Source organism: Ruoffia sp. FAM 26255, assembly GCF_045528525.1.
GTDB classification, from domain to species: domain Bacteria; phylum Bacillota; class Bacilli; order Lactobacillales; family Aerococcaceae; genus Ruoffia; species Ruoffia tabacinasalis.
In genome coordinates, this window is record NZ_JBGQQX010000085.1 from 1 (window position 1) to 4,870 (window position 4,870).

Below are 4,870 nucleotides of genomic sequence, written 5' to 3' on the forward strand. Positions count from 1 at the left end.
GTATTTTACTTATGACGCGATTATATGTCCCTCAGACAAATAAAAAAGATCAAGCAACAACTTATGCTGCTTGATCTTGATTAAAATGAGTCATCAACCCTATTTGACAAAGAGCCTAAAAAAATCCCATTGCCTCTTCATTGAGACAATGGGATTTTTAGTATTTTCTATGCATGGTTAATTGTATCAACAATTAATTGAATTGGTTCACTATGGTCACTAATCTTAAAGGCTTTTGTTAATTTGTCTTCAACTTCAGAAATATCTTCTGTATTCGAGTGAATAACAACAATCGGATCGCCTTTTTTAACTGAATCTCCAACTTTCGCTTTAAGAACTACACCAACCGCTGGATCGATATCATCTGTATACTTCTCGCGCCCTGCGCCAAGCAAACTACAAGCCACTCCCACTTCAAGTGCAGTCCAATCACTAATAACTCCATCACGGTCCGCTTTAATTTCAGTTTGATATTTTGCTTGTGGCAATAAGCTTGGATCATCAACAACCGCTGGGTTTCCACCTTGGTGTTCAATAAACTGACGGAGTGTTTCTAACGCCTCTCCATTTTCAATTTTTTCTTGTAGTACGGATTTACCTTCTTCTAAGGTTTCGACTTTATTCGCAGCTATTAACATTTGGCTACCTAATACTAGACATAACTCAGTTAAGTCACTTGGTCCTTCGCCTTTTAATGTATCAATCGCTTCTTTAATTTCTAAAGCATTCCCAACAGCAAAGCCAAGTGGTTGACTCATATCAGAGATAACTGCTAATGTCTTACGATTCACTTGTTCACCAATTTGAACCATTGTTTTAGCTAATTGTCGCGCATCATCAACGGTCTTCATGAACGCACCGTCACCTACTTTAACATCCAGTACAATTGCATCGGCACCTGAGGCAATTTTCTTACTCATAATGGAACTCGCAATTAATGGAATCGATTGAACAGTACTTGTCACATCACGTAATGAGTACATTTTCTTGTCTGCGGGGGCTAAGTTTCCAGTTTGACCAACAACCGCCACTTTATTCTTGTTTACTAGTTCGATAAATTTCTCAATCGGTACTTCAATCTCAAAGCCTTCAATGGCTTCAAATTTATCTAAGGTTCCACCGGTATGTCCTAGACCACGTCCACTCATCTTAGCAACAGGAACGCCGGCACTCGCTACTAAGGGTGCAAGTATAATCGTTGTAGTATCTCCAACTCCACCAGTTGAATGTTTGTCTACTTTAACGCCATCAATCCCGGATAAATCAATTTGGTCTCCACTTTCAACCATAGCCATCGTTAAATGACTGGCTTCTTTTTCGTTCATTCCTAGGAAGTATACAGCCATCATCCAAGCACTCATCTGATAATCTGGAATAGATTCATTTGTAAATCCTTCTACCATAAAGCGAATTTCCGCTTTCGTTAACTCTTCACCCATTTGTTTTTTCTCAATGATATCGACAACTCTCATAACTTACCTCCAATTCTTAGATTATTTGCTTCTTGTAATTTCTTGTACATTTCCTTCAGCATCACTTGATAATATGACATCAGGATAATTTAAAAATAAACCATGTTCGACAACCCCAACCATATTACTTAGCTCAAATGCTAATTGATGAGGATTTTGAATCACATCTAAATTTAAATCAATAATATAATTACCAGAATCTGTAATAAATAATGTATCTTGACCTGATTTTCTAAATGTAGGATTCATGCCAGACTGATCGAAGGTACGGAATAACTTCCAACTACCAAATTGAACAATTTCGACCGGTAGTGGGAATTTACCTAAAGTGTCGACTAATTTATCTTCCGTCACAATCCAAATAATACGTCGACTGTTTTGGGCAACAATTTTCTCATGGAGTAATGCGCCCCCACCACCTTTAATACCGTTAAAATCACGAGTCGTCTCATCAGCACCATCAACAAGCAAATCAATAAAGTTCACATCATCAAGCGAACGACTCTCAATGCCTAATGATTGCATTTGTGTTAATGTCTGACGTGACGTCGCAACTCCAACAATGTGTTTCAATTCGCCAGCTTGTATTCTTTTTCCAACTTCATCTATAAAGAAATATGCAGTTGATCCTGTACCAAAGCCAACTACCATCCCATCTTCCACATAATCTGCTGCTTTTCGTCCAACAGCTTCTTTACCTAAAGACATTTGTCATCCACCTTATCTTTTCTCCTATTTGAGCTCCTATTCACTTTGGTAGCCCTATCAATTAAATTATAGCATACTCATGATTACTTGTTGCCTTTGATATCGTATAAATTATCTATTTTTGTTATAATGAATGTATTGACTATATCAATAGAACAGCTTCTAGGAGGATTCAATGAAACAAGTAGTTAAAATTAAATGCCCTGTGTGTGAAACACCCGCTTCACAAGAAGTAGAAACACGTGTAAACTCAAAATTACAGCCGAACTTGAAAAAAGACTTATTAAATGGCCAACTACAATATTTTGAATGTGGTAATTGTGGTACACGCAGACAAATCGAAACAGAATTCTTATATCATGATCCAATAAAAGAATTTATGGTCTTTTTAGTACCAAACTTAAAAAATAAACAAGATCAATTGAGTACACTTTTAGAAAATGTGACTCGCGACGAGAAAGTGGACTTATCTGATTACGAATTGCGTATTGTGACACACCATGCTGATTTAATAGAAAAAATTCAATTATTTGATCATCACTATAATGACCGTGAAGTTGAAATTGTTAAATTGTTGACTGATGGGTTATTTGCGAAAGAAAAACCGAATGAAGATGTTAAATCGCGCTTCTTTTATATGAAAGATGGCGTACCAAAAATTATGTACATTACGGCTAATGAACAACTTTTAGTTGATTTTAGTGATAATTTACTTAAATTCGCCAAAGACAAATATAAGAAGATAGTGAATACAACAGAAACTGGTCAATTCCATTTAATCAATGCGGAATGGGCGGCACATGCTTTAAGTAGTAACTAATTAAATAAAACCATCTAAATCTCTTTACAAATTGCGTTTGAGATTTAGACGGTTTTTTATTATTGTTCAATTTCTTTGCGTGTATGAGCTTCTTTTACAATATAGAGTGGGCGACGCTTAGTTTCATTAAAGATTTTAGCGACGTACTTACCAACAATACCTAAACAGAATAATTGCAGACCACCCATACCAACGATGAGTACCGCTAGACTAGGCCAGCCTGGTGTTGTTGCTCCGAGAAGAACTGTCTTAACGATAATGTAGATTCCATAAATACTTGAAAGGATAAAGATAATTAAACCTAGCATACTTGCAAATGTTAAAGGCGCATCTGAGAAACTGATGATGCCATCGAAAGCATATCGAATGAGTTGGGTAAAAGACCAAGATGAATCGCCGGCGCTTCGCTCAACATTATAGTAATCTAAATACTTCACTTTATAACCGACCCAACTAAAGATCCCTTTAGAGAATCGATTTCTCTCTGGCAAGCTTAATACAGCATCGACAACTTCGCGCTTCATTAAACGATAGTCTCGAACACCTTCTTCTAATTTGACATCCGAGATGACATTATTCAACTTATAGTATAAATTGGCGAAGAATGATCTCACTGGCGGCTCACCCTCACGGCTTACGCGCTTCGTTCCTACAACATCATAGTCTTCTTCTGTAATTAATCGATGCATCTCAACAAGCATCTCAGGGGGGTCTTGTAAGTCCGCATCCATTAAAGCAACCCACTCACCTTGAGCATACTCAAGCCCTGCCATAATTCCCGCTTCTTTACCAAAATTTCTTGAGAAAGAGATGTAGCTAACTCTATCTGGATATTTTGCAGCTAATTGCTTAATAACTGCAAGTGTATTGTCACGAGATCCATCATTTACAAATAATGTCTCAATAAAAACAGATGGCAATTTCTTTTGAGTTTCTAAAATCGCATCCATAAAAATTTCCAGCGTATCCTCTTCATTATAAGAAGGAACGACAATCGTCATAATATTACTTGTCAAAATGATTTGCCTCCTTAACAGCAACTTTTTCGGTATGTACCGAATTGATTGGTTCATCTTCACTCGAATCATCTAGTAGAATTTTCCGCGATACAAAGTTAAATATCATCACAAAACCTGTGACGAAAATCTTACTTATCATGACTGCCACACCAAACCATTCTACAAATACGAACATCAAAATCTGTGTCAAGATAAGTCCGACGATACTCAGTGATAAGAAGATTGTAAATTCTTTATAGCGTTGGTCTTTTCCAAACTTACTAACAAAAATAAATCGCATACTTGCCCAATAATTAAATACGGTGGCAATAATGAACGCGATGGCTGTGCCGATTAAGTAATTCATGCCCAGTATTTCATAGCTAATATATAGCACAATAAAATCAATCAGTGTTGAGATCCCACCGACAACAGCAAAGTTAAAAAACTGTTGTATCAAACGTTTCATTCATTATCCTTCTTTCTATACTTTATTAAATCATTCATAGGTTGATAGACAAAAAATGATTCTCTTTCTATTTATGCTTACAATCAAACTACTTTATATGTGTGTTTCATTATACACACTGATTATGTTCAAAATTACTACCCTTAATAGTAACGGATTTTAGGCCAATATAAAAGCATAACATGCCGTCCGTTGTTTTATTCTCATGTTTAAAAAATGAGGTTTGTTTCCAAACCTCATTCTACACTTTAGTTGTTATATATTTATGAATATTTATCCTGAATAATTCATACTTTTAAATATTGAGTTATTCTAGTCGTTATTTTTCAATTTTGGATCACTTTATCGAAATTAAAATATTTTAATCGATTTTCTAAGCTAAAGAAAAACTTTTTAGTCTCAT

The 4,870-nt window shown here is 35.7% G+C and carries 5 protein-coding genes; 1 reads left to right on the top strand and 4 read right to left on the bottom strand.

All coding sequences use genetic code 11. The features are described 5' to 3' along the window. Window positions 1-167: 167 nt before the first annotated feature. On the bottom strand, window positions 168-1,472 hold the full coding sequence (locus tag ACEN31_RS10920) for a pyrimidine-nucleoside phosphorylase (RefSeq protein ID WP_407090951.1): 1,305 nt from the start codon (window positions 1,470-1,472) through the stop codon (window positions 168-170). Window positions 1,473-1,493: 21 nt separating this feature from the next. Further along, on the bottom strand, window positions 1,494-2,180 hold the full coding sequence (gene rpiA, locus ACEN31_RS10925) for a ribose-5-phosphate isomerase RpiA (protein WP_197104179.1): 687 nt from the start codon (window positions 2,178-2,180) through the stop codon (window positions 1,494-1,496). A gap of 175 nt (window positions 2,181-2,355) precedes the next feature. Here rpiA and ACEN31_RS10930 point away from each other — a divergent pair, with 175 nt between their 5' ends. Continuing rightward, window positions 2,356-3,000 (top strand): CpXC domain-containing protein, encoded by a 645-nt coding sequence (locus ACEN31_RS10930; RefSeq protein WP_338489832.1) that lies wholly within the window; start codon window positions 2,356-2,358, stop codon window positions 2,998-3,000. Between the two features lie 59 nt (window positions 3,001-3,059). On the opposite strand, the gene ACEN31_RS10935 is transcribed toward ACEN31_RS10930, so the two are convergent. After that, window positions 3,060-4,016 carry a glycosyltransferase family 2 protein gene (locus ACEN31_RS10935; protein ID WP_407090950.1) on the bottom strand — a complete coding sequence of 319 codons (957 nt, stop codon included), beginning with the start codon at window positions 4,014-4,016 and terminating at the stop codon, window positions 3,060-3,062. After that, a complete protein-coding gene (locus ACEN31_RS10940) occupies window positions 4,006-4,467 on the bottom strand; it encodes a GtrA family protein (RefSeq protein ID WP_407090949.1) in 462 nt (153 codons plus the stop codon). The genes ACEN31_RS10935 and ACEN31_RS10940 overlap by 11 nt, the downstream gene beginning before the upstream one ends. Window positions 4,468-4,870: the final 403 nt, after the last annotated feature.